The organism is Pseudomonas coronafaciens pv. oryzae str. 1_6 (genome assembly GCF_000156995.2).
Classification (GTDB): Bacteria; Pseudomonadota; Gammaproteobacteria; order Pseudomonadales; family Pseudomonadaceae; genus Aquipseudomonas; species Aquipseudomonas tremae.
The window spans coordinates 208974-235189 of record NZ_CP046035.1 but is presented as its reverse complement, the minus strand read 5'-3'; the positions used below and the strand labels follow the sequence as shown (position 1 = coordinate 235189).

At 59.0% G+C, this 26216-nt stretch carries 23 protein-coding genes; 11 read left to right on the top strand and 12 right to left on the bottom strand.

The genetic code is table 11. The features are described from left to right. Positions 1–131 precede the first annotated feature (131 nt). Entirely contained in the window at positions 132–1634 is a 1503-nt protein-coding gene (gene ppx, locus POR16_RS01135; RefSeq protein WP_005888021.1) for an exopolyphosphatase, read from the top strand. Here the strand turns inward: ppx and ppk1 are convergent. Both ppk1 and hemB read right to left on the bottom strand, forming a co-directional pair. Beyond that, positions 1621–3831, bottom strand: coding sequence for a polyphosphate kinase 1 (gene ppk1 / locus POR16_RS01130; RefSeq protein ID WP_005888019.1), 2211 nt, complete (start codon positions 3829–3831; stop codon positions 1621–1623). The two genes, ppx and ppk1, sit on opposite strands and share 14 nt — an antisense overlap. A 16-nt stretch (positions 3832–3847) precedes the next feature. Beyond that, positions 3848–4858: a porphobilinogen synthase gene (gene hemB / locus POR16_RS01125; protein ID WP_024669175.1), complete on the bottom strand. Its 1011-nt coding sequence runs from the start codon at positions 4856–4858 to the stop codon at positions 3848–3850. Positions 4859–5089: 231 nt separating this feature from the next. Here hemB and POR16_RS01120 point away from each other — a divergent pair, with 231 nt between their 5' ends. The 5 genes from POR16_RS01120 to POR16_RS01100 all read left to right on the top strand — a co-directional run bounded on the left by POR16_RS01120 (position 5090) and on the right by POR16_RS01100 (position 10380). After that, complete coding sequence (locus POR16_RS01120) at positions 5090–5752, top strand: DedA family protein (RefSeq protein WP_005888013.1); 663 nt, start codon at positions 5090–5092, stop codon at positions 5750–5752. A 203-nt stretch (positions 5753–5955) separates the two neighbouring features. Beyond that, a complete protein-coding gene (gene elbB / locus POR16_RS01115; protein ID WP_005888012.1) occupies positions 5956–6624 on the top strand; it encodes an isoprenoid biosynthesis glyoxalase ElbB in 669 nt (222 codons plus the stop codon). A 117-nt stretch (positions 6625–6741) separates the two neighbouring features. Continuing rightward, on the top strand, positions 6742–7800 hold the full coding sequence (locus tag POR16_RS01110; RefSeq protein ID WP_005888011.1) for a PA0069 family radical SAM protein: 1059 nt from the start codon (positions 6742–6744) through the stop codon (positions 7798–7800). A gap of 205 nt (positions 7801–8005) precedes the next feature. Further along, positions 8006–8746, top strand: a complete 741-nt coding sequence (locus POR16_RS01105; RefSeq protein WP_024669173.1) for a carbonic anhydrase — start codon at positions 8006–8008, stop codon at positions 8744–8746. Between the two features lie 101 nt (positions 8747–8847). After that, positions 8848–10380 carry a SulP family inorganic anion transporter gene (locus POR16_RS01100; RefSeq protein ID WP_005888009.1) on the top strand — a complete coding sequence of 511 codons (1533 nt, stop codon included), beginning with the start codon at positions 8848–8850 and terminating at the stop codon, positions 10378–10380. 106 nt (positions 10381–10486) lie between these two features. Here POR16_RS01100 and POR16_RS01095 read toward each other — a convergent pair whose 3' ends face one another. Next, on the bottom strand, positions 10487–11137 hold the full coding sequence (locus tag POR16_RS01095) for a hypothetical protein (RefSeq protein ID WP_005888008.1): 651 nt from the start codon (positions 11135–11137) through the stop codon (positions 10487–10489). A 287-nt stretch (positions 11138–11424) separates the two neighbouring features. On the opposite strand from POR16_RS01095, the gene POR16_RS01090 reads away from it, so the two are divergent. Next, positions 11425–11940 (top strand): cytochrome c oxidase assembly protein, encoded by a 516-nt coding sequence (locus tag POR16_RS01090; protein ID WP_005888006.1) that lies wholly within the window; start codon positions 11425–11427, stop codon positions 11938–11940. Positions 11941–11994: 54 nt separating this feature from the next. Beyond that, positions 11995–12627 carry an SCO family protein gene (locus POR16_RS01085; protein ID WP_005888004.1) on the top strand — a complete coding sequence of 211 codons (633 nt, stop codon included), beginning with the start codon at positions 11995–11997 and terminating at the stop codon, positions 12625–12627. A 33-nt stretch (positions 12628–12660) separates the two neighbouring features. On the opposite strand, the gene POR16_RS01080 is transcribed toward POR16_RS01085, so the two are convergent. The 3 genes from POR16_RS01080 to POR16_RS01070 are packed head-to-tail and all read right to left on the bottom strand — an operon-like array spanning position 12661 to position 15168. Beyond that, positions 12661–13434: a MetQ/NlpA family ABC transporter substrate-binding protein gene (locus POR16_RS01080; RefSeq protein ID WP_005888002.1), complete on the bottom strand. Its 774-nt coding sequence runs from the start codon at positions 13432–13434 to the stop codon at positions 12661–12663. Between the two features lie 52 nt (positions 13435–13486). Further along, on the bottom strand, positions 13487–14161 hold the full coding sequence (locus tag POR16_RS01075; protein ID WP_005888000.1) for a methionine ABC transporter permease: 675 nt from the start codon (positions 14159–14161) through the stop codon (positions 13487–13489). Beyond that, positions 14161–15168 carry a methionine ABC transporter ATP-binding protein gene (locus POR16_RS01070; protein WP_024669171.1) on the bottom strand — a complete coding sequence of 336 codons (1008 nt, stop codon included), beginning with the start codon at positions 15166–15168 and terminating at the stop codon, positions 14161–14163. The genes POR16_RS01075 and POR16_RS01070 overlap by 1 nt, the downstream gene beginning before the upstream one ends. Positions 15169–15479: 311 nt before the next feature. Between POR16_RS01070 and katE the strand changes: the two genes are divergently transcribed. Then, entirely contained in the window at positions 15480–17630 is a 2151-nt protein-coding gene (gene katE / locus POR16_RS01065) for a catalase HPII (RefSeq protein ID WP_005887996.1), read from the top strand. A gap of 216 nt (positions 17631–17846) precedes the next feature. Here the strand turns inward: katE and POR16_RS01060 are convergent, their stop codons facing one another. From POR16_RS01060 to POR16_RS01045, 4 genes are read right to left on the bottom strand one after another with little or no spacing between them, the layout of a single operon-like run. Then, complete coding sequence (locus tag POR16_RS01060) at positions 17847–18563, bottom strand: PA5502 family lipoprotein (protein ID WP_005887994.1); 717 nt, start codon at positions 18561–18563, stop codon at positions 17847–17849. 38 nt (positions 18564–18601) lie between these two features. Further along, a complete protein-coding gene (znuB, locus tag POR16_RS01055; protein WP_005887992.1) occupies positions 18602–19390 on the bottom strand; it encodes a zinc ABC transporter permease subunit ZnuB in 789 nt (262 codons plus the stop codon). Then, the gene (znuC, locus tag POR16_RS01050) at positions 19383–20171 is read right to left on the bottom strand and encodes a zinc ABC transporter ATP-binding protein ZnuC (RefSeq protein ID WP_005887990.1); all 789 of its coding nucleotides are present in this window, start codon (positions 20169–20171) and stop codon (positions 19383–19385) included. The genes znuB and znuC overlap by 8 nt, the downstream gene beginning before the upstream one ends. Continuing rightward, positions 20171–20653, bottom strand: coding sequence for a Fur family transcriptional regulator (locus tag POR16_RS01045; RefSeq protein WP_005887988.1), 483 nt, complete (start codon positions 20651–20653; stop codon positions 20171–20173). The genes znuC and POR16_RS01045 overlap by 1 nt, the downstream gene beginning before the upstream one ends. 67 nt (positions 20654–20720) lie before the next feature. Here POR16_RS01045 and znuA point away from each other — a divergent pair, with 67 nt between their 5' ends. Continuing rightward, positions 20721–21662, top strand: a complete 942-nt coding sequence (znuA, locus tag POR16_RS01040; protein WP_005887986.1) for a zinc ABC transporter substrate-binding protein ZnuA — start codon at positions 20721–20723, stop codon at positions 21660–21662. Positions 21663–21952: 290 nt separating this feature from the next. On the opposite strand, the gene POR16_RS01035 is transcribed toward znuA, so the two are convergent. Beyond that, positions 21953–22903, bottom strand: coding sequence for a homoserine kinase (locus tag POR16_RS01035; RefSeq protein WP_005887984.1), 951 nt, complete (start codon positions 22901–22903; stop codon positions 21953–21955). Positions 22904–22940: 37 nt separating this feature from the next. After that, positions 22941–23228 carry a DUF2782 domain-containing protein gene (locus POR16_RS01030; RefSeq protein ID WP_005887983.1) on the bottom strand — a complete coding sequence of 96 codons (288 nt, stop codon included), beginning with the start codon at positions 23226–23228 and terminating at the stop codon, positions 22941–22943. Between the two features lie 74 nt (positions 23229–23302). Here POR16_RS01030 and polA point away from each other — a divergent pair, with 74 nt between their 5' ends. Beyond that, positions 23303–26068: a DNA polymerase I gene (polA, locus tag POR16_RS01025; protein WP_005887981.1), complete on the top strand. Its 2766-nt coding sequence runs from the start codon at positions 23303–23305 to the stop codon at positions 26066–26068. Positions 26069–26216 lie beyond the last annotated feature (148 nt).

Genomic DNA, 26216 nt, shown 5'->3' with positions numbered 1-26216 from the left:
ACGTCGACCCTATAGCCATAAGCCACGTCCGAGAGTAATACCGGGTATTTCCGCTGCCTGAACAGCTTCGCGTTGGCGACAGACATGGATCGTGGCACGATGGTGCGGTTATCGAACTGGATTTTCTGACCATGCCGCATTCAACACCCAAGAATCTTTCACTGATCGCCGCCATCGACCTGGGCTCAAACAGCTTTCATATGGTTGTGGCGAAAGCCAATCAGGGCGAAATTCGCATTCTTGAGCGCCTGGGCGAAAAGGTGCAGTTGGCAGCCGGCATCGATGAAGAGCGCCAGCTGACTGAAGAGTCCATGCAGCGCGGTCTCGACTGCCTGAAACGCTTTGCCCAGTTGATCAACGGTCTGCCGCTCGGCGCTGTGCGCATCGTGGGCACCAATGCCCTGCGCGAAGCCCGCAACCGCAACGATTTCATTCACCGCGCCGAAGAAATTCTCGGCCATCCGGTGGAAGTTATTTCCGGACGCGAAGAAGCGCGCCTCATTTATCTGGGCGTCTCGCATACGCTGGCTGACACACCTGGCAAGCGCCTGGTTGCCGACATCGGCGGCGGCAGTACCGAATTCATCATCGGCCAACGCTTCGAGCCGCTGCTGCGTGAAAGCCTGCAGATGGGCTGCGTGAGTTTCACTCAGCGCTATTTCCGCGACGGCAAGGTGACACCCGCGCGCTACGCCCAGGCCTACACCGCTGCGCGGCTTGAAATCATGAGCATCGAACACGCGCTGCATCGCCTGAAGTGGGATGAGGCCATCGGCTCATCGGGCACCATTCGCGCTATCGGTGTGGCGCTCAAAGCCAATGGTTACGGTGCAGGCGAGGTCAACGCCGAAGGCCTGGCATGGCTCAAGCGCAAACTGTTCAAACTGGGTGACGTCGAAAAAATCGACTTCGACGGCATCAAGCCCGACCGCCGCACCATTTTCCCGGCGGGCCTGGCGATTCTCGAAGCCATCTTCGACGCGCTTGAACTCAAGCGCATGGATCACTGCGAAGGCGCATTGCGCGAAGGCGTGCTGTACGACCTGATGGGCCGTCACCATCACGAAGACGTGCGTGAGCGCACGCTCAGCTCGCTGATGGAGCGGTATCACGTTGATCTGGAACAGGCGGCACGCGTCGAAGCCAAGGCGCTGCATGCGCTGGAGCAGGTTGCCGACAGTTGGGAGCTGCAGCACGAAAGCTACGCCGAACTGCTGAGCTGGGCCGCCAAGGTGCATGAGATCGGGCTGGACATCGCCCACTATCACTACCACAAGCATGGCGCCTACCTGATCGAGCACTCGGATCTTGCCGGGTTTTCACGCGAAGACCAGCAAATGCTCGCCCTGTTGGTACGCGGTCATCGCCGCAACATTCCCAAGGACAAGTTCGCCGAGTTCGGCGCGGAAGGCATCAAGCTGATTCGTCTGTGCGTGTTGTTGCGCTTTGCGATTCTGTTTCACCACATTCGCGGCACCCAGGAGATGCCGCGTGTGGTGTTACGTGCCGACGGCCCGAATCTGGACGCCGAGTTCCCGAAAGGCTGGTTGGAAAACAACCAGCTGACTCAGGCCGACTTCGCGCTGGAAGCGGAGTGGCTGACCCGAGTCGGCATCGTCTTCAGCGTACGCTGAGGACAGGGTTGCTCAGGCGCTCCAGCAGGGTCGCCTGGGCACTTCGCGGGTTCTGATTGCCAGTCGGCGTACTGCGCACATAACGTCCGTCTGACTGCAGCAGCCAGCTGTGGGTGTTGTCGGTCAGGTAACTTTCCAGCTCCTTCTTGACGCGCAGAATCAGCTTCTTGCCCTCTACCGGGAAGCAGGTCTCGACACGCTTGTCGAGGTTACGCTCCATCCAGTCGGCACTCGACAGGAACATCTGCTCGTCGCCGCCATTGAGGAAGTAGAAGACCCGCGTGTGCTCCAGGAAGCGACCGATGATCGAGCGCACATGGATGTTGTGCGAGACCCCGGCAATACCCGGACGCAGACAGCACATGCCGCGTACCACCAGATCGATACGCACACCAGACTGACTCGCCTTGTACAACGCACGGATGATCTTCGGATCAGTCAGCGAGTTGAACTTGGCAATGATGTGCGCAGGCTTGCCGTCGAGCGCAAACTGCGTCTCGCGGGCGATCATGTCGAGCATGCCCTTCTTCAGCGTGAATGGCGCATGCAGCAGCTTCTTCATACGCAGGGTCTTGCCCATGCCGATCAACTGACTGAACAGTTTGCCGACGTCTTCGCACAGCGCATCGTCGGAGGTCAGCAGGCTGTAGTCGGTATAAAGACGCGCGTTGCCGGCATGATAGTTACCGGTGCCAAGGTGCGCGTAACGCACGATTTCGCCCGCCTCACGGCGCAGGATCAGCATCATCTTGGCGTGGGTCTTGAAGCCGACCACGCCATAGATCACCACCGCACCGGCAGCCTGAAGACGACTGGCCAGTTGCAGGTTGGACTCTTCGTCGAACCGCGCACGCAGTTCAATCACTGCGGTGACCTCTTTGCCGTTACGCGCGGCATCAACCAGCGCATCGACAATTTCCGAGTTCGCGCCGCTGCGGTACAGCGTCTGACGTACCGCCAGAACGTGCGGGTCCTTGGCGGCCTGACGCAGCAGGTCCACCACGGGAGTAAAGGACTCGAAAGGGTGCAGCAACAGAATGTCCTGCTTGCTGATCACGCTGAAAACGTTTTCGCTGTTCTGCAGCAGCTTGGGAATAGCCGGGGTGAACGGCGGGTATTGCAGTTCTGGATGACTGTCCAGACCAGTGATGCTGAACAGGCGCGTCAGGTTGACCGGCCCATTGACCTGATACAGTTCGGACTCGTTGAGGTTGAACTGCTTGAGCAGGTAATCCGACAAGTGTTTGGGGCAGGTATCCGCCACTTCCAGACGTACCGCATCGCCGTAACGACGCGAGAACAGCTCGCCGCGCAGGGCACGCGCCAGGTCTTCCACGTCTTCCGAGTCCAGTGCCAGATCGGCGTTTCGGGTCAGGCGGAACTGATAGCAGCCCTTGACCTTCATGCCCTGAAACAGGTCATCGGCATGCGCGTGGATCATCGACGAGAGGAACACGAAGTTGTCCCCTGGCCCGCACACCTCTTCTGGCACTTTGATTACGCGCGGCAACAGGCGCGGTGCGGGAATGATCGCAAGGCCCGAATCACGACCGAAGGCATCGATACCTTCAAGCTCGACAATGAAGTTCAGGCTTTTGTTGACCAGCAATGGAAACGGATGGGTAGGGTCCAGGCCGATCGGCGTGATGATCGGTGCAATCTCGTCACGGAAATAGCGACGCACCCAGGCCTTGAGCTTGGCGGTCCAGTGACGACGACGAATAAAACGTACCTGATGCTTTTCAAGCTCGGGCAGCAGGATGTCATTGAGAATCGCGTACTGGCGATCCACATGACCGTGAACCAGCTCGCTGATTCTGGCCAGAGCCTGATGCGGCTGCAAACCGTCGGCCCCTGCCTGCTCGCGGGCAAACGTGATCTGCTTCTTCAGGCCGGCAACACGAATCTCGAAGAACTCATCAAGGTTGCTGGAGAAGATCAGCAGAAACTTCAACCGCTCCAGTAACGGGTAGGACTCATCGAGCGCCTGTTCCAATACCCGGATATTGAACTGCAACTGGGACAGTTCGCGGTGGATATACAGACTGCTGTCGTCCAGGTTCGGAGCGACAATGGCGGGCACCGGAGCGGCAGGCGCCTCGATGGCCGGGATTACTTCGATATCAGGTTCAACCAAGGGTGTTGCCTCCTGAGCATCGACTTCAACAGCGGCTTCGATGAGTGCTTCGGTATTCATGAATGTTCCTGTGAGGCTATTGCCCCTTCAACAGTTGAGCGGCACGAACGGCAAAATAAGTAAGAATGCCGTCGGCACCTGCGCGTTTGAAGGCAGTGAGGGATTCCAGAATCACCCCTTCACTCAGCCAACCGTTCTGGATTGCTGCCATGTGCATCGCGTATTCACCACTGACCTGATAGACAAAGGTAGGCACCTTGAACTCATCCTTGACCCTGTGAAGGATGTCCAGATAAGGCATGCCTGGCTTGACCATCACCATGTCGGCGCCTTCAGCAAGGTCGGCCGCCACTTCGTGCAGCGCCTCGTTGCTGTTGGCAGGGTCCATCTGATAAGACGCCTTGTTGGCCTTGCCCAGGTTCAGTGAAGAACCCACCGCATCGCGGAACGGACCGTAGTAGGCGCTGGCGTATTTGGCCGAGTAAGCCATGATTCGTACGTTGACGTGCCCTGCCAGCTCCAGAGACTCGCGAATGGCCTGAATACGGCCGTCCATCATGTCCGAGGGCGCAATAACCTGCGCACCGGCATCGGCGTGGGACAACGCCTGTTTGACCAGCGCATCGACAGTAATGTCGTTCTGCACATAGCCTTCTTCATCAAGAATGCCGTCCTGACCGTGGGTGGTAAACGGGTCCAGCGCCACATCAGTGATGACGCCCAGCTCTGGGAAACGGTCACGCAGGGCGCGGGTTGCACGCTGGGCGATACCGTCGGGGTTCCAGGCTTCGGCGCCGTCGAGGGATTTCTTTTCCGGCGGTGTTACCGGGAACAGCGCCAGCGCGGGAATACCCAGCGCCACCCAATGCTCGGCTTCCTTGAGAAGCAGATCAACGCTCAGACGCTCGACGCCTGGCATCGATGCGATGGACTCACGACGGTTTTCACCATCGAGCACAAATACGGGGAGAATCAGATCGTCAACGGTGACAACGTTTTCACGCACCAGCCGACGGGAAAAGTCATCGCGGCGATTACGGCGCAGACGAGTGAGAGGAAACAGGCGGTTTGCGGGGGTAAAGCTCACGGCGAGACTCCTGAGCCCGCTTACGCGGGCAAGCGCGACAGTTATAAGCCGCCATTATGACCAATGTGTGACAGTCATGGTTCGACCTGCGACTGCACGTCGCGGTCACAGACTTACAGGGGATGCAACCATTGTGGTTGCAAGAATCTTTAACGTCGAGACACATATCGACACTTTCATGATTCCGTCCGGCGCGTTAGGCTGCGCGTTCATTTCGCCAGCATCCAGACAATGCTCCAGAATTTCTTGAACGAATTCGGCTACTTCGCCCTGTTCCTCGGCACCTTTTTTGAAGGCGAGACCATTCTTGTTCTTGCCGGCTTTCTGGCGTTTCGCGGTTACATGGACCTCAACATTGTCATCGTAGTCGCCTTTTTTGGCAGCTATGCGGGTGACCAGCTGTGGTACTTCATGGGGCGCAAGCACGGACGCAAACTGCTGGCGCGCAAGCCGCGCTGGCAACTCATGGGCGACAAGGCGCTCAGGCTGGTGCGCAAGCATCCGGACATATGGGTGCTGGGCTTCCGATTTGTCTATGGCCTGCGGACCGTCATGCCGGTAGCCATCGGCCTGTCCGGCTATCCGCCCGGGCGCTACCTGCTGCTCAACGGCATCGGCGCTGCGGTCTGGGCAGCGGCGCTGGGCTCGGCGGCCTACCACTTCGGTGCGGTTCTCGAAGGCCTGCTGGGCAACGTCAAGAAATACGAACTCTGGGTGCTGGGCGCTCTGATATTGCTCGGCCTGGCCCTGTGGATACGCAGGCGCATCAAGAACGCACGCATCGCCCGTGAAGAACGTGAAGAAAAGAGCCGCTTCTGCGCATCGGCAGCCGCTTCGGACCTGGACATGCCCACTGCCGTGCCGGTCGACCTGAAGAAAAAATCCGACGAATAGAATAACGTAACGTCGTGTGCCGAGTGCAGCCCCGGCGGGCTCGCTCGGCGAACACGTTATGCAGCCCCCCGCTCCAACGCCTCCAGCCCTCGCCCGACCCCCACAGCCTTCACCGACTGACTGAACACTCGGCCCCAAAAACGATCAATGGTAGGGCAAATTAAAAGAAGCCCCAGATTGCCGACGCTCAAGGAGCCGAATCGATGCAGAAAAAAGTGGCTGTAATCCTGTCCGGCTGCGGCGTCTACGATGGCGCCGAAATTCACGAAAGCGTTCTGACCCTGCTTCGCCTGGATCAACGTGGTGCGCAGGTTCAGTGCTTCGCACCGGACATCGCTCAGCACCATGTCATCAATCACCTGACCGGCGAAGAGATGCCTGAATCGCGCAACGTGCTGATTGAATCCGCGCGCATTGCCCGCGGCGAAGTGAAAGACATACGCGAGGCGAACGCCGAAGATTTTGACGCGCTGATCATCCCCGGTGGTTTCGGCGCAGCAAAAAACCTCTCTGACCTCGCCCTGCAGGGCCATTCGTGCCAGGTGGAAGCCGGAGTGCTGGAGCTGGCCGAGGCGTTCGCCGAAGCCGGCAAACCGGTCGGACTGATCTGCATCACGCCAGCCCTGGCGGCCAAGATCTATGGCCCGGGCGTTACCTGCACCATCGGCAACGACGCCGAAACCGCTGCAGCCATCACCAGGATGGGCGGCAGCCACATTGAATGCGCGGTTGATGACATCGTCGAGGACGAGGCACGCAAGCTGGTCAGCACCCCCGCCTACATGGTTGCCAAAAGCATCGGCGAGGCCGCGGCCGGCATCAACAAGCTGGTTGACCGGGTATTAGAGCTGACGCAACAAAGCGATGCCTGATCAGCCCGCTCGTGATTCACCACTCGTCAGGCGAGCGGTGAATCACGACACGTGTCGTGGCGATCCAATTCGGCTTATGCTGTACTGTATGCATAAACAGTACTTGAGTATAACCAGATGTCCAGCCCCTCTCCATTCCGTGGTCGTGGCACGGCAAGCAATCCGCATAACCGCTTTGCGCCCAGCCAGTCTGTGGACGAGGACGATGGCTGGTATCAGGAAGTCCCGCTGACGCAGGGCACACAGGTCACCCACGAGACCGCCAAAAGCATCATCACCCGCAACAGTTCTCCAGACATTCCCTTTGATCGTTCGATCAACCCGTATAGAGGCTGCGAGCATGGCTGCATCTATTGTTTCGCCAGGCCCAGCCATGCGTATTGGGATATGTCTCCGGGCCTGGATTTCGAAACCCGACTGATCGCCAAGACCAATGCAGCGGCGCTGCTGGAGCAGCAACTTTCCAAGCCAGGCTATCGCTGCGCGCCCATCACGCTTGGGGCTAATACCGACCCCTACCAGCCGATAGAGCGCGAGTACCGGATCACACGCGCCACACTTGAGGTGTTGCTGCGTTATCGTCATCCCGTCAGCATCATTACCAAAGGTTCACTGATCCTGCGGGACCTGGATCTGCTGGCGGAAATGGCAAAATTGCGGCTGGTATCGGTATTCATCAGCCTGACGACGCTGGACGACGAACTCAAATGCATTCTGGAACCCAGAGCCGCTGCACCTAAGGCCCGTCTGCGCGCCATCCGCGTATTGCGTCAGGCGGGCGTACCGGTTGGCGTCCTGTGCGCACCAATGATCCCGATGATCAATGACAGCGAACTGGAAGCACTGTTGAGCGAGGCGAAAGCCGCAGGTGCATTGAGCGCAAGTTACGTGATGCTGCGCCTGCCACTCGAGGTAGCTCCGTTGTTCGACGAGTGGCTGAAGACGCATTACCCGCAACGCGCGGATCATGTCATGAGCCTGATACGTCAAAGCCGCGGCGGGGCGCTTTATGACAGCGAGTTCGGGTCCCGGATGCGCGGTGAGGGACCGTTTGCCGACCTGCTGGCACAGCGTTACGCGATGGCGGTCAAACGTCTTGGGCTGAACCGTCGGGAAAGCTTCGCACTGGATTGCGAAGCGTTCTGCCCTCCCGGCGGGCAAATGTCACTGCTGTAACAACTTGGTACTATCGTGCAAACCCGCGAGCCAGAGCCATCGCATTCAGTTTCGCTTAAGCTTGGACGATTAGTCTGTAACCCTGAGTGTCACCAGCAATAACGCTCACAGGATTTTGTTCGTGATTCCTTGTTACAGGATCACATCCGGCTCTGGTCAAACAGGCATGAGAAATCCACATCAATCCGTCAGAGAGGATGAACAGATGAGAGACACGGATAACCAGCATTCGGCTACGTCGTCCAGCACAGACAGCCAAATGAGTAGCGCCGACGTAGCGTTGAAACAAATCGTCGATGGCTTTGTACATTTTCGTAACGAGGTCTTCCCCCAGCAGGAAGAACTGTTCAAGAAGCTGGCCACCGCGCAGTCGCCACGGGCTATGTTCATCACCTGCGCCGACTCGCGCATCGTGCCCGAACTGATTACCCAAAGCTCGCCTGGCGACCTGTTCGTGACGCGTAACGTCGGCAACGTCGTGCCGCCATACGGTCAGATGAACGGCGGTGTTTCAACCGCGCTGGAATATGCCGTGGTTGCGCTGGGCGTGCAGCATATTATCGTCTGCGGCCACTCCGATTGCGGCGCCATGCGTGCCGTGCTCAACCCGGACAGCCTGGACAAGATGCCGACGGTAAAAGCCTGGCTGCGTCATGCCGAAGTCGCCCGTACAGTGGTCGAGCAAAACTGCAATTGCAGCGGCGAGCTGGAAACCATGCAGGTCCTGACTCAGGAAAACGTGATTTCCCAGCTGCAACACTTGCGTACCCACCCTTCGGTTGCGGCGAAGATGGCCAGCGGTCAGCTGTTCATTCATGGTTGGGTCTACAGTATCGAAACCAGCGAAATCCTGGCCTACGATGCCGAGCGTGACAGCTTCGTACCCCTCGATGGCCAAGGCCCGGCACCTATGGCCTCCCCGAAAGCACGCTTTTCAGTCGACTGATATCCTTCACGACTGAAGGCAAGCACCTCTTTTTACGGTGACGGCTGCGCATGATGCGCGCCGTCAGCCTTGCCTCGCCTGAGGAATCACGGAGAAGCGTCATGGGAATTGCAGAACTGAAATCCGCCTTGCCACGGGAGCTTTTAGCTTCCGTGGTCGTGTTCCTGGTCGCTTTGCCGCTGTGCATGGGGATCGCGATCGCTTCTGGCATGCCGCCAGCGAAAGGTCTGATCACCGGCATCATTGGTGGTCTGGTCGTCGGCTGGATAGCCGGTTCGCCGTTGCAGGTCAGTGGTCCTGCCGCAGGTCTGGCGGTGCTGGTCTTCGAAGTCGTGCGTGAGCATGGCATGGCCATGCTGGGGCCAATCCTGCTGCTGGCCGGGCTGCTCCAGTTGCTCGCCGGACGCTTCAAGCTGGGCTGCTGGTTCCGGGTCACGGCACCCGCGGTGGTTTACGGGATGCTGGCGGGTATCGGTGTTCTGATTGTTCTGTCACAGGCTCATGTGATGTTCGACAGCGGCCCGCAACCTTCCGGGCTGCATAACCTGATCGGCTTCCCCGCCACAGTGATGCAGGCCATCGGGCCAGGCACCGGCATGCAAGCCGGCATGCTCGGTCTGGGCACCATGCTGATCATGTGGAGCTGGGAAAAATTTCGTCCTCAATCCTTGCGCTTCGTCCCCGGCGCCTTGCTGGGTGTCGGTATCGCAACCGGTATAAGCCTGTTCCTGGCCCTGCAGGTCAAGCGCGTTGAAGTGCCGGACAACCTGGCCGACGCTATTGACTGGCTGCGTCCGGCGGACCTGATGAACCTGGCTGACCCGGCAATCCTGATTGCTGCAGTCGTGGTGGCATTCATTGCCAGTGCTGAAACGCTGTTGTCTGCGTCGGCGGTCGATCGCATGCACAGCGGCGAGCGTTCCGACTTCGACAAGGAACTGAGTGCTCAGGGCGTGGGCAACATGCTCTGCGGCCTGCTCGGCGCGCTGCCGATGACCGGCGTTATCGTGCGCAGCTCGGCGAATGTTCAGGCCGGCGCAAAAACCCGTTACTCGACCATCCTTCACGGCACATGGCTGTTAGCATTCGTGCTGCTGCTGTCAAGCGTACTGCAAAGCATTCCGGTCGCAAGTCTGGCTGGCGTACTCGTCTATACCGGTCTGAAACTGGTCGATCTCAAGGCATTTCGTGGCTTGGGTCGTTATGGCCGGATGCCGATGTTCACTTATGCAGCAACCGCTGTGGCGATCATCTTCACCGATTTGCTGACTGGCGTTTTGGTCGGTTTCGGCATGACACTGGTGAAGCTGGCGTTCAAGGCGTCACGCTTGAAAATCAATGTTGTGAAACTGGAAGGCGAAAAAGACTACGAACTGCGTCTGGTAGGTGCAGCAACCTTTCTCAAGGTGCCGGCACTGACCAAGGCGTTGGGCACGATTGCGCAAGGCAGCACCTTGCATGTGCCGCTGGGCAACCTGTCCTATATCGATCACTCCTGCCTTGAACTGCTGGAAGAGTGGGGGCGTTCCAACGCCGCTCATGGAACCCGGCTGGTCATCGAGCCGCGCGGTTTGAAGCGTCGTCTGGAAGGGCGCATCCACACGACAACGGGTATCGGTTCAGCCGCAAGCTGATCGCCGCTACCTGGAAATGATGGGGGTCGGATGGGTCTTCGCGTAGCAGCGGAGCACTGTCGGGCCCCTTCCATTGCTGGCGAAGACATTCAGTCGGGCGCCTGAGTCAGACGACGGAGCGTTCCAGCTCCAGACCGATGCCAAGTTGTCGGGACAGGCTTGGCCAACGCTTCCACGCGGCTCCCGTATCAGGACTTATCAATTTCTCGCGATACGCCTCCACAGAGTCCAGTGCGAAACTGTCCTCATCGAGCAGTTGATCCACCGCATGATGGACCGCCTCGTCCAGCTGGTTGGCAAATTGCTCGCCAATCAATTGATGCGCGATCACGCTGGCCACCGTGGTGTTGGACGGTATCAGCGGCTGACCGAAATGCTTGATGTACAGATCGTTCACTTCCTCGACCAGCCTGTGCGCCAGATAAGCCTCATCCAGCAGGCCTTCCAACCCCTCATGCCCGGTCATACAGGCTGGCGGGGCGGCAAAGAATTGCTCGGCAATCTTCAACACCGGCTTGATCTGCCCTTCAATCCCGGCTTCCACCGCGACATCATGAGCGGCGTCCAGCAGGTCCGGCACCAGATCGATATAAGCGGTGACAAACCGCGTCAGAACATCTTTTGCATCGACATCCGGCAAGTGGATGGCTGGATGAAGATGGGGTAGCTTTTGTTCCAGTTGCTGCAATAGGTGGCCGGTTCGGGCCTCATGTTGATGGGCTTGTTGTATCTGCTCGCGCAATGCGGCGGTGTTCATGGCGTCAGGCACTCCCGAGGGTATTGAACCCCGTGGTTTGGTTAAGGAAAGTCATACGTTAGCTTGATTAACTAAATGCTTAAGACGTTTTTGTCATAACTGGTGCACGTTTATATATATCGGCTATATCGAACAGGGCTCTGGCCGCCCGATTGGTTATAAACGGCATGCTCAGAATTGCTGCAAGGCCCGGAGGCAATGGCCGGCCTTACCTTTTGCGCAGACCGGCTATTCTGATGTCGATCAACCCTTTCCCGACACACAGACTGATGTAAAAGTGAGCCCGCATGACTCGATCTGTTTCGCGAAGCCGCTTCGCTGGCCGGCTGATACTGCTGCTGATCATCATGTTCACGTGCGGATATGCACTGCCGCCGCTTTATGACTGGCTGATACGAGCCGTAAGCGGACATGACAAGACCGCCGATGCCTACAGCCAGCCGATTGATGCAGCCCGTCAGGTCGAGGTTCGTTTTGCCGCTACGACTGCAGCGGGCATGGTCTGGCAGTTCTATCCGCGTGCCGGGCAGATGATTGTGCATCCGGGCGCGATCAATGAAATGATCTTCATAGCGCAAAACCCCACGGACAAGCCGATGAAGGCCCAGGCAATACCGGGTATTTCACCCGGCAAGGCAGCGGCCTGGTTTCACAAGACCGAATGCTTCTGTTTCACCCAGCAAACTCTGCAGCCAGGCGAACGCATTGAAATGCCGGTGCGTTTCATCGTTGATCGCGATCTGCCTGCAGATGTGAGGCAATTGACGCTTGCCTATACATTGCTCGACGTCACCACGCCCTAGGTTCTGCCTTGGATATAGTCCATCATTCCCAACCCACGCCATCCAGCCAAAGTCATGACCAGAACCCAGAAGACCGTTTTTATCGTTGCCGCGCTGGTTGCGCTCATTCTGGGGCTGATCGTCAGCCGCTTGCTGCCCGATGACGGGCCAGCCAGCCAGGCAGCGCTCAATGACGCAGGTATTGTTCTGCTACCGAAAAGCCGGCAACTGCCAGCGCTGAGCATGATCGACCAGAACGGCGCTGCCATGCCCCTTGATGGGCTGAAAGACATGTGGACATTGATGTTTTTCGGCTACACCTTCTGCCCGGATATCTGCCCGACGACCTTGGCGCAGATAAAGCAGATTCGCAGCGAGCTTCCTGAAGCAACCGTCAAGCGAATGCGTGTGGTGCTGGTCAGTGTCGATCCCGCCCGCGATACCCCGCAGCAGCTCAAACAATATCTGGGCTATTTCGACACGCACTACGTCGGCTTGACCGGGCCGGTGGCCGACATCCAGAAACTGGCCAACAGCGTGAGCATTCCGTTCATACCCGCCGATACCAGCAAACCGAACTACTTTGTCGACCACAGTGGCAACCTGGCCCTGATCGGCCCGGACGGCACTCAGCGAGGCTTTATTCGCGCCCCGCTGAATACCCGAAAACTGGTGAAACAGCTTCCGGGGTTGCTGGAGAAGGATTAAAGCGTCCGAATCTCCAGCCTCGATCAGTTCAGATCAAAACGCCGGAATCACAGCGCCTTTGTACTTCTCGGCGAGGAAGGTTTTGACTTCCGGGCTTTGCAGAGCGGCGGCCAGCTTTTTCATGGCGTCCGAGTCCTTGTTGTCCGGACGGGCTACCAGAATATTCGCGTAAGGCGAATCGCCATTTTCGAGGATCAGCGCGTCCTTGGTTGGGTCAAGCCCGGCCGTCAGCGCATAGTTGGTGTTGATCAGCGCCAGATCGACTTGAGTCAGCACACGCGGCAGCGTAGCGGCTTCCAGCTCGCGGAATTTCAGGTCTTTCGAGTTGTTGACCACATCAGAAGGCTTGGACAGGATGTTGGTAGGGTCTTTCAGCGTAATCAAACCCGCCTTGGCGAGCAGCAACAATGCACGACCTTCGTTGGTGGCATCATTAGGCAACGCGACGTTGGCACCGCTTGGCAGGTCTGCGAGGGACTTGATCTTGTCCGAATACGCGCCGAAAGGTTCGATGTGAACCTTGGCCACAGCCACCAGATCGGCATTCTTGCCCTTGTTGTACTCGTCCAGATACGGCTGGTGCTGGAAGAAGTTGGCGTCCATACGATTTTGCGAAACCTGTACGTTCGGCTGGATGTAATCGTTGAATACCTTGATCTGCAGGTCTACGCCCTCTTTGGCGAGCGTCGGTTTCACGAACTCGAGGATTTCGGCATGCGGCACGGCCGAAGCAGCCACGGTCAGGGTTTCGTTGGCCTGCGCGGACAAGGCAGTAACAGCGGCCAGTACGGCCAATAGTTTTTTCATGCAACAACTCCTTTGAGGCCCGCACGTAACGGGCCGATGCCAACTGATTCGATCAGCGGTGCGTAAAGTGCGCAACCAGCCTGTCGCCGATGGTTTGCAGTATCTGCACCAGCACCAGCAACAATACGACCGTCACAAACATCACATCGTTCTGGAAACGCTGATAACCGTAACGAATAGCCAGGTCACCAAGCCCGCCAGCGCCAACCGCACCTGCCATCGCGGTGAAAGACACCAGCGCAATGGCGGTCACGGTGATCGCCGCCAGAATGCCGGGCCGCGCTTCTGGCAGCAGCGCCTTGAGAATGATCTGCCGGGTGGTGGCGCCCATAGCCTGAGTGGCTTCGATGATGCCGCGGTCCACTTCACGCAACGCGGTTTCTACCAGACGCGCAAAAAACGGCGTGGCGCCTGCGATCAGCGGCGGCAACGTGCCCAGAATACCCAGCGATGTGCCGGTGATGATTTCAGTCAGCGGCATCATCACGATCAGCAGAATGATGAACGGCAACGCACGCAGCATATTCACGATCAGGCCGACGGTGGCGTACAGCTGTTTGTGTTCCAGCAACTGACGAGGCGACGTCAGAAACATCAATACGCCCAGCGGCAGGCCTAAGAGGACGGTGAAGCCCAGCGACACAACGAGCATGATCATGGTGTCGCCGGTGGCGACCCATATCTCGTACCAGTCAACGTTGGAAAACAGGTTCAGAAAAGCGTCCATCAGCGCAGCACCTCCATATGGACATCGGCAGCGGTGAACCGCGCGAAGGCAGCGTCCATGTCGCCACCGGTGATCGCCAGCGTGAGTTGGCCGTAAGGGGTGTCCTTGATGCGATCGATACGACCGGCCAGGATGCTATAGTCGACACCGGTTTCACGCGCTACGGTGCCCAGCAGCGGCGCGTAGGTTGCCTCGCCCTGGAAGGTCAGGCGCACGATTCGGCCCTCTACATGAGCGAAGTCGTCACGCTGTTCGTTTTCATCGATCTGGTCGTCTTCCTGCACAAAACGCCTGGTGGTCGAGTGCTGCGGGTGCAAGAACACATCCGCCACCCTGCCCTGCTCGACGATGACGCCTGCGTCCATGACCGCCACCTGATCACAGACGCGACGAATCACGTCCATTTCATGGGTGATGAGCACGATGGTCAGTTTCAGTTCGCGATTGATCTCGGCCAGCAGTTGCAGGACCGACGCAGTGGTCTGCGGGTCCAGCGCGCTGGTGGCTTCGTCGCACAGCAGGATCTTGGGTTTGGTCGCCAGAGCGCGGGCAATGCCGACGCGCTGCTTCTGACCGCCAGACAATTGAGCCGGGTACTTTTTAGCGTGATCGGACAGCCCGACCCGCTCAAGCAACTCGGCCACGCGCTGATCGATCTGCTTGCGCGGCATGTCGCCCGCCAGGGTCAGGGGCATCGCAACGTTGTCGGCTACGGTTTTGGAGGCCAGCAGATTGAAGTGCTGGAAGATCATCCCGACTTGCTGCCGAAAGCGGCGCAGGCCGTTGGCATCGAGTGCCGTGACGTCTTCGCCATCAACCACGATCTGCCCGCCGCTAGGGGTTTCGAGCCGGTTGATCAGGCGCAGCAGGGTGCTTTTGCCAGCACCTGAATGGCCAATGATGCCGAATACCTGGCCGTCGTCGACGCGCAGGCTGGTGGGGTGCAAGGCCGGTATTTCCTTGCCTGCCACCCGATAGGTTTTGTGGACGTTATGAAACTCGATCACGGAGCGAACCTTGTGGGGGCGCGTTAAAAAATCAGCGCAGTGGATCATGCTCCACCTGCTTCGTTACCTCGGCCAGATTGAGCCGGGCGCGCATTTTAGCCTGTCCTGCCCGCTGTGCTTAGCATTTATTTGCAAGCGGGTCTGTGTATTGGGCATAACGCGACCGTTGGTACTAAACGCGCTCAATTGAACTGAACGGCTGTTTCCTGCACCTGTCACTTTCTCGATACCGTGATTTCCCGCTTGCATCAGGGAAGTCGTAATCAGCGAACCCAACTCAACGATTGGGTCCAGATAAGGAGTTGTTTCTGATGGCTAGCGAGAAAAATCCGCCCATTACCTCTACACCCAAAAGCGAAATGGCAGGCACCGACACACTGGACCGGGGCAACACCAACGCCAAGCTCGAGAGCCTTGAGCAGTTTCGTTCGGACGCGACCAGCCAGGCGCTGCGCACCAACCACGGCGTCAAGATCGCCGACAACCAGAACACCCTGAAAGTCGGCAGTCGCGGCCCTTCGCTGCTCGAAGACTTCATCATGCGTGAAAAAATCACGCACTTTGACCACGAGCGCATCCCGGAGCGTATCGTCCACGCCCGCGGCACCGCAGCCCATGGCTACTTTCAGACGTACGAAGACCAGGGCGCACTGAGTAAAGCAGGCTTCCTGCGTGATCCGGGCAAGAAAACCCCGGTTTTCGCACGCTTCTCGACCGTTCAGGGCCCCCGTGGCTCGGGCGACACCGTGCGTGACGTGCGTGGCTTTGCGGTCAAGTTCTACACCGACGAAGGCAACTTCGATCTGGTGGGCAACAACATGCCGATCTTCTTCATTCAGGACGCGATCAAGTTCCCTGACTTCGTGCATGCGGTAAAACCAGAACCGCACAATGAAATCCCTACCGGTGGTTCGGCGCACGACACCTTCTGGGACTTCGTGTCGCTGGTGCCGGAATCCGCACACATGGTGCTGTGGACCATGTCTGACCGTGCCATCCCGAAAAGCCTGCGCACCATGCAGGGCTTTGGTATCCACACGTTCCGCATGATCAATACCGAAGGCAAATCCACTTTCGTCAAATTCCACTGGAAGCCCAAGTTCGGCGTGTGCTCGCTGGTCTGGGACGAAGCACAGAAGCTGGCCGGCAAGGACACCGATTTCCACCGCCGCGACCTGTGGGAGTCCATTGAAATGGGCGACTACCCAGAGTGGGAACTGGGCGTGCAGATCGTCGCCGAGGAAGACGAACACAAGTTCGACTTCGATCTGCTTGATCCGACCAAGATCATCCCGGAAGAGCTGGTGCCGGTTACCCCGCTGGGCAAAATGGTGCTCAACCGTAACCCGGACAACTATTTCGCCGAGACTGAACAGGTCGCCTTCTGCCCAGGCCATATCGTGCCAGGCATCGACTTCTCCAACGATCCGCTGCTGCAAGGTCGACTGTTTTCCTACACTGACACGCAGATCAGTCGCCTCGGTGGTCCGAACTTCCACGAGATCCCGATCAACCGTCCGATTGCACCGAACCATAACGGTCAGCGCGACGCCCAGCACCGCACCACCATCGACAAGGGCCGTGCTTCCTACGAGCCGAACTCGATCGATGGCGGCTGGCCGAAAGAAACGCCAGCGGCCGCAGTGGACGGTGGTTTCGAGACTTACCCTGAGCGCGTCGAAGCGCACAAGGTACGTGAGCGCAGCGAGTCGTTCGGCGATCACTTCTCTCAGGCCACCCTGTTCTTCCAGAGCATGAGCCACCACGAGAAAGAGCACATCATCGCGGCCTACAGCTTCGAGCTGGGCAAGGTCGAGCGCGAGTACATCCGTGCCCGTCAGGTCAACGAGATTCTGGCCAACATCGATCTGGAACTGGCCAGCCGAGTGGCAGCCAACCTGGGCCTGCCGGCACCAACAGCCGGAACCGTGCCTGCACGTTCGACCTCGGTGAAAGAATCGCCGGCGCTAAGTCAGGTCAACCTGCTGTCTGGCGATATCGTTTCGCGCAAAGTTGCCATCCTCGTGGCCAATGGCGTAGACGGCAAGGCGGTCGAAGCCATGAAAGCCGCGCTGACTGCCAAGGGTGCACACGCCAAGGTACTCGGCCCGACGTCTGCACCGGTGAAGACTGCTGACGGCAAGAGCCTGCCAGTGGACGCTTCGGCGGAAGGCCTGCCTTCGGTAGCATTCGACGCGGTATTCGTACCAGGCGGCGCGGACTCGGTAAAAGCCCTGAGCACCGATGGCGTTGCGCTGCACTTCATCCTGGAAGCCTACAAGCACCTCAAGGCCATCTCCGTTGCCGGGGAAGCCAAGGATCTGCTGAGCTTGCTGAGACTGGAAGAAGACGCAGGATTGCTGGTTGTGTCCGACACCAAGTCGTTCGAAACCTTCTTCGATGCGATGGCACAACACCGCGTATGGGATCGTGAAGTGAAAGCCAAGGCTGTTCCGGCTTGATCTAAACGCCTGAGTGGCTAGATTAGCGGGGCCCCCCCCGCCGGGGGGGGGGGCGGTGTTGGTTGGGTGGGGGGGGGGGGGTTTTTTTTGGGGGGGGGGGCGCAACCGAGCAAAAAGCAAATGTGGGGATTTGCCATGCACAGCGTCACGCACGGTATTTCCGCGCGGAGCGTGAGGAACGATAAGTGCCTGAAAGTCCGCTTTTGAAACAGCAGGTCAGGACTTGGCAGGTGTCAGAATAATGTGCGCTTTTTCATTGCGCTCGATTTCCCGGCGCAATTGCAGCTCAAAATCCGGATTGGCCTTGACCACCCGCTTGGTCAGCAATGTAGCCAGCCACGGGTAATCTTCAGTGCGTGGCACCACTAACAGCACATCACAATTGAACGCCACGGTATCTGCCGCGATGTCGTCCAGCTGACGGCGCAGTGCACGCATATCGCCGATTTTCAGGTCAATCGTCGTACTTTCTGCAGAAGGATCGACAAGCTTGGCCACTCTTCGTGCTTCAGCCTCTTTCAAATCCGCTTCGGCTTTCTCCAGCTCTGCCTTGCGCGCATGAGCAATAGCGCCGTTGACTCCGCTGGTCAGCGCCGGCGCCTTGGGCATCAATGCTCGGGCGCGGCTCAGCGCACTGGCCGCTGCGTTCATGTCGCCCTTTTGCAGGCTGATCTGGCTGCGACTCAGGTATGCCTCTGCCAGACGGCGCTGAAAAGGCTCAAGACGGATGTCCGAAGCATTGGCAGCCTGCAACGTAGCGAGCTGATCCTCTGCGGTCGCCAGCTCGTTGCTGGCGATGTTCTGTTCCAGTTGCGCAAAGGCATCAGGCTGAACATCGGACGCAGGCGTCTCGGCATCAGGCGCGCTCTGACAGGCACCCAACAGGATGGAAAATGCGACCAGCAGCAGATAGCGTGGGGCGAGCGGCTTCATTCCTGCGATTCTCTAGTTTGCGCAAAAAACGAGCAAGTCTACACCGCTCGCCTGGGTAGAACAAAGCTGAGCAAGAACAACGCCGCAGCGGATACCACTATAGACGGTCCTGCCGGGGTGTCCTTGAACCATGATAATGACAGCCCGACACACACTGCAATCACGCCCAGCACGCTTGCGCCCAATGCCATCTGTTCCGGTGAGCGGGCGTGACGTTGTGCCGCAGCTGCCGGAATGATCAACAGCGAGGTAATCAGCAAGACCCCGACGATTTTCATCGCGACCGCGATCACCACAGCAATCAACAGCATCAGCGCCATGCGCAGTGCGGCGACAGGCAGGCCTTCGACACGTGCCAGTTCCTCATGCACGGTTATCGCCAACAGCGGTCGCCACAGCGCAACGATCAGCACCAGCACCAGCGCACTGCCGCCCAGGATCCAGGCCAGGTCATCAGGGCTGATTGCCAGCAAATCACCGAACAGGTAGGCCATGAGGTCGATGCGTACTTCATGCATGAAGCTGAGCACCACCAGCCCGAGCGACAGGGTGCTCGGCGCCAGAATACCCAGCAATGTGTCCGACGCCAGCGGCTGGCGTTGTTGCAGCGTCACCAGCACCACTGCCAGCAACAGGCAACCGAATGTCACTGCGATGGTCGGGCTGATGTCCAGCAAAAAGCCAAGCGCCACGCCGAGCAACGCGGCGTGGGACAGTGTGTCGCCGAAGTACGCCATGCGCCGCCAGACCACAAAAGACCCGAGCGGACCAGCAACTACAGCGAGGGCAACGCCTGCGAGCAAGGCATACAGTAGAAAATCAGCCATGCTTGCAGTTGTCTCCATGAACGTGAGTGTGGGGGTGCGTAGCGGCGTCAGTCACCACCGCACCATGCAAGTCATGAGCGTGGTCGTGATGATGGTGATAGATCGCCAGGCTTTGCGCATTCTTGCCGAACAATTCAACGAACGCCGGATCATGACTGACCTGTTCGGGATGACCGGAGCAGCACACATGGCGGTTCAGACACACCACCTGATCGGTCGTGCTCATGACCAGATGCAGGTCGTGGGACACCATCAGAACACCGCACCGGTGGCGATCGCGCAGCCGGGTGATAAGGCTGTACAACTCGGCCTGCCCGGCCACATCGACACCCTGCACGGGTTCGTCGAGCACCAGCAGCTCCGGCTCGCGCAACAGGGCGCGGGCCAGCAAGACGCGCTGCATCTCACCACCGGAAATGCCCTGCAAGGGACTGTCGATGACTTTCTCGGCACCGACTTCTTCGAGCGCCGACTGTGCGGCAGCACGACTCACACCGGGCACCAGCCTCAGGAAGCGCAGCACCGACAGTGGCAGGGTCTGATCGACGTGCAGCTTTTGCGGCATGTAACCGACACGCAACTTCGGTTTGCGCCAGACCGTGCCCGAATCGGGCTTGAGCAACCCCAGAACGGCGCGCACCAGCGTGGTCTTGCCTGCGCCATTAGGGCCGATCAAGGTGACGATTTCACCGGGGCGCACGCTGAGCTGGATGTTGTCCAGCACCACTTGCCCGGACAGCGTGACGGCAACCTGCTCCAGACGTATCAATGCATCTGTCATCAGGCGGCCTTGCAGCCGGAGCATACGCCGACGATCTCGACCGTCTGGCCTTCAACCGCGAAGCCCACGCCGGCAGCCGCGTCGACCACGGCATTGCTGATCGCGGGGTGTTGCAACTCGATAGCGGCATGGCACACACGGCAGATCAGGAACTGGCCCTGATGCGCGTGCGTCGGGTGATTGCAGCCGGTGAAGGCGTTGAGCGAGGCAATACGATGGACCAGACCATTCTCGAGCAGGAAATCCAGCGCGCGATAAACCGTAGGCGGTGCAGCGCGGCGACCGTCTTCTTCACTGAGAACCGCCAGGATGTCGTAGGCACCCAGTGGCTTGTGGCTTTGCCACACCAGTTCCAGCACGCGACGGCGCAATGTAGTCAGGCGCAGCCCCTGCTTTATGCACAAAGCGTCGGCTTCGGCGAGCGCCGAATGAACGCAGTGGGAATGATCATGGGGGCGACTGGCCAGGGGGGTATTGGGCATGAGCAGCGACGATATTGGCTAGAGACGTTATTATGTTACCTGTTCCTGACTTATATGAGTGATTCGCGTGCGTCGTCTTTTCAATCTACTTGCTGTTTTGTGGGTCAGCCTGCTGATCGTTGCTCCTGCTCAGGCCGAGGTCAGAGTACTGACCAGTATCAAGCCATTGCAGCTGATTGCAGCGGCTGTGCAGGACGGTGTCGGCAAGCCGGAGGTGCTGTTGCCGCCCGGAGCATCACCGCATAACTACGCTCTGCGCCCGTCCGACGTACGGCGCGTCGGGGAAGTCGATTTGCTCTACTGGATCGGCCCGGACATGGAAACCTTCCTGCCGCGCGTGCTTCAGGGCCGCAAGTTGCCTTCGGTAGCCGTGCAATCGCTACCAGGCATGCACTTGCGCCACTTTGGTGAAGACAACGCTTCTCACGATGATCACGATCATGCCCATGACCACGATGCAGATGAGCATGACCACGATCACCGACCTGGCAGTCTCGACTCGCACCTATGGCTGTCGACAGTAAACGCGCGGGTCATCGCAGCGAAGATGGCTGCTGACCTGAGCGCTGCAGACCCGGCCAATGCGGCTCGCTACACCAGCAACGCCGAAGCGTTCAGCAAGCGTCTCGATGCGCTGGACGCGCGCATAAAGGGTCGCGTGAGTGCTGTTGCAGGCAAGCCTTACTTCGTTTTCCACGAGGCATTCGACTATTTCGAAGAAGCGTACGGGCTCAAGCACGCGGGCGTGTTCGCCATCGCAGCCGAGATCCAGCCCGGCGCACAGCACGTCGCCGCCATGCGCGAGCGCCTGAAGGCGGTGGGCAAGACCTGCGTATTCAGCGAACCGCCGCTGCGCCCACGCTTGGCCGAGACCCTGAGCGCAGGCCTGCCGGTCAAGCTTGCGGAACTCGACGGGCTGGGCGGCTACACCCCGGCCACTGCGCAGGGTTACGAGCAGATGCTGGAAAAGCTGGCGAATGATCTGGCGGGTTGCCTGAGCAGTCTTTGAAGGCTTGAATGTGAGGCGCAGCGTGCGCCTCTGACTTTGGCCGGAGGTCGTGGGAGCGAGCCGGGCAACGCTTCGCTTGCTCGCGAAGGCGATAGCCAGACACAGAAAATGCAGTGAATGTACTGCCCTATTCGCGGACAAGTCCGCTCCCACAAGTTGCTCACAGGGCATTGTGGGAGCGAACTTGTTCGCGAAGGGGACTGTGTAATCGACGAAAATACATCGACTCACACACCGTCTTCGCAAGCAGGCGGGGCGTGGGGACGCTCATTCAGTTGCCTGGACGTCAGTCAGAGCGCAAACGGCAAAGCGATGTGTGGCGTCTGGCGCTCAGCCAGGCGGCGCTCGAACTCCGCAGGGTCGTGGATCAGCACATCCTGCCCGGCGAATGTCTCGGCAGCGATCAAACGTGACAGCCAGAAACGCACGCAAGCTATGCGCAACATGGTTGGCCAAAGCTTTGATTCCGCAGCAGTGAACGAACGCAAGCCGGCATAGGCGCCTAACAAGGCGCGCGCGCGGACCGCGTCGAGCTGGCCGTTTTCGCGTGAGCACCAGTCGTTGAGCGCGATCGCCAAGTCATAGAGCATCGGCCCCGAACAGGCGTTGTAAAAGTCGATCAGCCCGGTCAGGTGCGTCCCTTCGAACAATACATTGTCGCGAAACAGGTCGGCATGCAGGTTGGCGCGCGGCAGTGCCATGATCTGCGGCTTGAGGTCTTCGATTTCCTGAAGGCTGGTTTCCAACAACGTGCGCTGGGCATCCCCCAGGTGCGACAGGAAATTGCGGCCTTCGCTAAGCATCCACTCCAGACCTCGATCGGTCTTGCGCTCCAGAATCTGCTCGCGGGTCGCCAGATGCAGATTGGCCAGCAGTTCGCCGATCTGTACGCAATGCTGGGTATTGGGCTCGCTGATATGCTTGCCCGGCAAGCGCGGCTGCAAAAGCGCAGGCTTGTTCGCCAGCTCGCGCAGGGCCTGACCGTCAGTGGTACGCAAAGCGTAGGGCACCGGCAAGCTGGCATCGTGCAACACGTCGAGCAGCTCGATGAAGAACGGCATTTCCTGGACAGGACCGCGCTCGACCAGTGTCAGGACGAATTCGCCCTGCTCCAGGCTGATGAAGTAATTGGTGTTTTCACTACCGGCAGCAATGCCCTGATAGTCAAGCAAACGGCCGAGCCCGTAATGGGCGAGAAATGTTTCCAGCTCGGGCCGAGCCAGTGGGGTAAAAACGGACATATCAGGACTGCCAACAATTAAAGTGAATGTAAGGGTGCTACCAGCTGAATATTTCCCACTGAGGGATCAGCATATCCGGTTGGTCCGAACGAATGAAGTTAGGGCTTGTACCATCGGCGCGCACCAGAAAATAGGGTTTGCCGTGCTTCGGGGTGATCTTCACCGCATACAGGAAGCCGTTCTGGCGATATTCCTTGATGGTTCTGTCGCCGTCGGTGCGAATGGTAACGTCCGGCGCTGCCGACGGCGGATCTTCCGCTGCCACGGCAAGCAAAGGGCAAAGCGCCAACAGGCCGGTCAATAACAGTCGATTTACCTTGCGCATGATAACCTTGTCCCTTTGTCGTCAATGGTCCGTGCATTCTAGCGCCGACCCCGCCGAAAAGGTTGATTCTGCTCATGACCCAAGCGCCGCTCGTCCTGGTGGACGGTTCGTCCTACCTCTACCGCGCCTTCCACGCACTGCCTCCCCTGACCACGTCCAAAGGGTTGCCGACCGGCGCCGTCAAGGGCGTGCTGAACATGCTCAAGAGCCTGCGCCGCCAGTACCCCGAAAGCCCGCTGGCCGTGGTCTTCGATGCCAAGGGCGGGACTTTCCGGGACGCGCTGTACACCGACTACAAAGCCAACCGTCCCAGCATGCCGGACGACCTGCGTGTGCAGGTCGATCTGCTGCATGCCTGCGTCAAAGGCATGGGCTATCCCTTTCTGTGCGTCGAAGGCGTCGAAGCTGATGACGTGATCGGCACCCTGGCGCGCAGCAGCGCGGCGGCGGATCGCCCGGTGGTCATTTCCACCGGCGACAAGGACATGGCGCAGCTGGTCGACGGGCATATCACGCTGGTCAATACCATGACCGGCAGCGTGCTGGACGTTGCAGGCGTGAAGGAGAAGTTCGGCGTCGGCCCGGAACACATCATCGATTACCTGGCGCTGATGGGCGACAAGGTCGATAACATCCCCGGCGTGCCCGGGGTCGGTGAAAAAACCGCAGTCGGCCTGTTGGTCGGCGTCGGTGGCGGGATCAAGGAGCTTTACGACAACCTCGAGAAGGTCGCGACCCTGCCGATCAGGGGCGCCAAGACCCTCGCCGCCAAACTCGAAGAACACCGTGAGATGGCCTTCCTGTCATACGAGCTGGCGACCATCAAGATCGACGTGCCGCTGGACATCGAGCTGGACCAGCTGCATTGCGGCGAGCCCGACCGCGACACGCTGATGGAGCTGTACGCCGAGCTGGAATTCAAGAGCTGGATCGAAGACCTGCAGCGCGACGCCATGCGTGCCGGGCAGGAACTTGTGGTCGAAGAGCCCACCGTGGCGGCTAAAGAAGCCGCATACGAAGTCATCCTCGAGCAGGACCGTTTCGATGCCTGGCTGAAAAAGCTTCAGGCTGCCCCGCTGTTCGCCTTCGTGACGCAGAGCAACGGCAACGACGCCCAGCGCGCGCAGCTGGTCGGCCTGTCTTTTGCCATACAGACCCACGAAGCGGCTTATATCCCACTGACCCACTCGTACATGGGCGTTCCGCAGCAGCTGGATCGGGACACCGTGCTCAAGGCGCTCAAGCCGCTGCTCGAAGACCCGGACAAGACCAAGGTCGGTCAGCACGCCAAGTTCGCCATCAACCTGCTCGCCAACTGCGCGATCGGCGGCGATCAGGCTCATGGCATCGATTTGCAAGGTGTGCGGTTCGACACCATTCTGGAATCCTACGTGCTGGACTCCACCGCGACCCGCCATGATCGCGACAGCCTGGTAGCCAAGTACCTCACGCACACACCGGTCAACTTTCAGGACATCGCTGGCAAGGGCGCCAAGCAGCTGACCTTCGACCAGATTGCCATCGAGCAGGCTGGCAACTATGCCGCTGAAGAAGCCGACCTGACGCTGCGCCTGCATGAAGTATTCGAAACGCGCCTGGCAGCGATCCCGACCCTGCAGCCGGTACTGAGCGACATCGAGATGCCGCTGGTGCCCGTGCTGGCCCGTATCGAGCGCCAGGGCGCGCTGGTTGATGCAAACCTGCTGGGCATCCAGAGCGTCGAACTGGGCGACAAGATGACCGCACTGGAGTGCGAAGCCTTCGCGATTGCCGGTGAAGAATTCAACCTGGGCTCGCCCAAGCAGCTTGGCGTGATTCTCTATGAGAAACTCGGCATGCCGATCCTGAGCAAAACGGCGACCGGCCAGCCTTCTACTGCCGAGGCCGTGCTGTCCGAACTGGCCGAGCAGGACTTCCCACTGCCCAAGGTACTGATGCAGTACCGCTCGATGAGCAAGCTGAAAAGCACTTACACAGATCGCCTGCCCGAGCAGATCAACCCGCGTACAGGCCGTGTTCATACGTCCTATCATCAGGCAGTGGCCGTGACCGGACGCCTGTCCTCCAGCGACCCGAACCTGCAGAACATCCCGATTCGTACCGCCGAAGGGCGTCGTATCCGACAGGCATTCGTGGCGCCGAAGGGTTATAAGCTGCTGGCAGCGGACTATTCGCAGATCGAACTGCGGATCATGGCGCACCTGGCCAGGGACGAAGGCCTGCTGCATGCGTTCCGCAACGACCTGGACGTTCACCGGGCGACAGCGGCGGAAGTCTTCGGTGTCGAACTGGAAGGCGTCACCAATGACATGCGCCGCAGCGCCAAGGCGATCAACTTCGGCCTGATCTATGGCATGAGCGCGTTCGGCCTGGCCAAGCAGATCGGTGTGGACCGCAAGCAGTCACAAGCCTATGTAGACCGCTATTTCGCCCGTTACCCTGGCGTGCTGGATTACATGGAGCGCACTCGCGCCCAGGCTGCCGAGCAGGGCTTTGTCGAAACCATCTTTGGTCGTCGCCTTTACCTGCCGGACATCAACGCCAAGAACCCGTCCCTGCGCAAAGGCGCAGAGCGCATGGCAATCAACGCGCCGATGCAGGGCACGGCGGCAGACATCATCAAAAAGGCGATGGTGGCGGTGAATGGCTGGCTGGAAGAGTCCGGCCTGGATGCGCGGGTCATTCTGCAGGTCCACGACGAACTGGTACTGGAGGTTCGCGAAGACCTGGTCGAGCAGATCAGCGAGCAGATCCGTCCGCACATGAGCGGTGCGGCAGAATTGGCCGTTCCACTGCTGGTGGAAGTGGGTGTCGGCAACAATTGGGACGAGGCACATTGAGCCTGAAAAGACGAACCTGTAAGAAGGTTCGTCAAACCCTGAAGGAAATGTGAACTTTTCTTCACTGCTGGAACTTAACCTTTTGGAGAGCAGTCAGAGGTTCCGATTGATTGAAAAATCCATCGTGCTCCTAGTTGTGTTAAGTGTT

What these genes read in the sequence shown, in the direction of transcription:
- POR16_RS01030 (WP_005887983.1), bottom strand. Translation starts at nt 23,228, where the DNA reads ATGCGCAAGGTAAATCGACTGTTATTGACCGGCCTGTTGGCGCTTTGC.
- POR16_RS01090 (WP_005888006.1), top strand. Translation starts at nt 11,425, where the DNA reads ATGACTCGATCTGTTTCGCGAAGCCGCTTCGCTGGCCGGCTGATACTG.
- katE (WP_005887996.1), top strand. Translation starts at nt 15,480, where the DNA reads ATGGCTAGCGAGAAAAATCCGCCCATTACCTCTACACCCAAAAGCGAA.
- POR16_RS01080 (WP_005888002.1), bottom strand. Translation starts at nt 13,434, where the DNA reads ATGAAAAAACTATTGGCCGTACTGGCCGCTGTTACTGCCTTGTCCGCG.
- ppk1 (WP_005888019.1), bottom strand. Translation starts at nt 3,831, where the DNA reads ATGAATACCGAAGCACTCATCGAAGCCGCTGTTGAAGTCGATGCTCAG.
- znuB (WP_005887992.1), bottom strand. Translation starts at nt 19,390, where the DNA reads ATGGCTGATTTTCTACTGTATGCCTTGCTCGCAGGCGTTGCCCTCGCT.
- POR16_RS01095 (WP_005888008.1), bottom strand. Translation starts at nt 11,137, where the DNA reads ATGAACACCGCCGCATTGCGCGAGCAGATACAACAAGCCCATCAACAT.
- POR16_RS01085 (WP_005888004.1), top strand. Translation starts at nt 11,995, where the DNA reads ATGACCAGAACCCAGAAGACCGTTTTTATCGTTGCCGCGCTGGTTGCG.
- elbB (WP_005888012.1), top strand. Translation starts at nt 5,956, where the DNA reads ATGCAGAAAAAAGTGGCTGTAATCCTGTCCGGCTGCGGCGTCTACGAT.
- POR16_RS01120 (WP_005888013.1), top strand. Translation starts at nt 5,090, where the DNA reads ATGCTCCAGAATTTCTTGAACGAATTCGGCTACTTCGCCCTGTTCCTC.
- znuC (WP_005887990.1), bottom strand. Translation starts at nt 20,171, where the DNA reads ATGACAGATGCATTGATACGTCTGGAGCAGGTTGCCGTCACGCTGTCC.
- ppx (WP_005888021.1), top strand. Translation starts at nt 132, where the DNA reads ATGCCGCATTCAACACCCAAGAATCTTTCACTGATCGCCGCCATCGAC.
- POR16_RS01035 (WP_005887984.1), bottom strand. Translation starts at nt 22,903, where the DNA reads ATGTCCGTTTTTACCCCACTGGCTCGGCCCGAGCTGGAAACATTTCTC.
- POR16_RS01060 (WP_005887994.1), bottom strand. Translation starts at nt 18,563, where the DNA reads ATGAAGCCGCTCGCCCCACGCTATCTGCTGCTGGTCGCATTTTCCATC.
- POR16_RS01045 (WP_005887988.1), bottom strand. Translation starts at nt 20,653, where the DNA reads ATGCCCAATACCCCCCTGGCCAGTCGCCCCCATGATCATTCCCACTGC.
- POR16_RS01110 (WP_005888011.1), top strand. Translation starts at nt 6,742, where the DNA reads ATGTCCAGCCCCTCTCCATTCCGTGGTCGTGGCACGGCAAGCAATCCG.
- POR16_RS01105 (WP_024669173.1), top strand. Translation starts at nt 8,006, where the DNA reads ATGAGAGACACGGATAACCAGCATTCGGCTACGTCGTCCAGCACAGAC.
- POR16_RS01075 (WP_005888000.1), bottom strand. Translation starts at nt 14,161, where the DNA reads ATGGACGCTTTTCTGAACCTGTTTTCCAACGTTGACTGGTACGAGATA.
- polA (WP_005887981.1), top strand. Translation starts at nt 23,303, where the DNA reads ATGACCCAAGCGCCGCTCGTCCTGGTGGACGGTTCGTCCTACCTCTAC.
- POR16_RS01100 (WP_005888009.1), top strand. Translation starts at nt 8,848, where the DNA reads ATGGGAATTGCAGAACTGAAATCCGCCTTGCCACGGGAGCTTTTAGCT.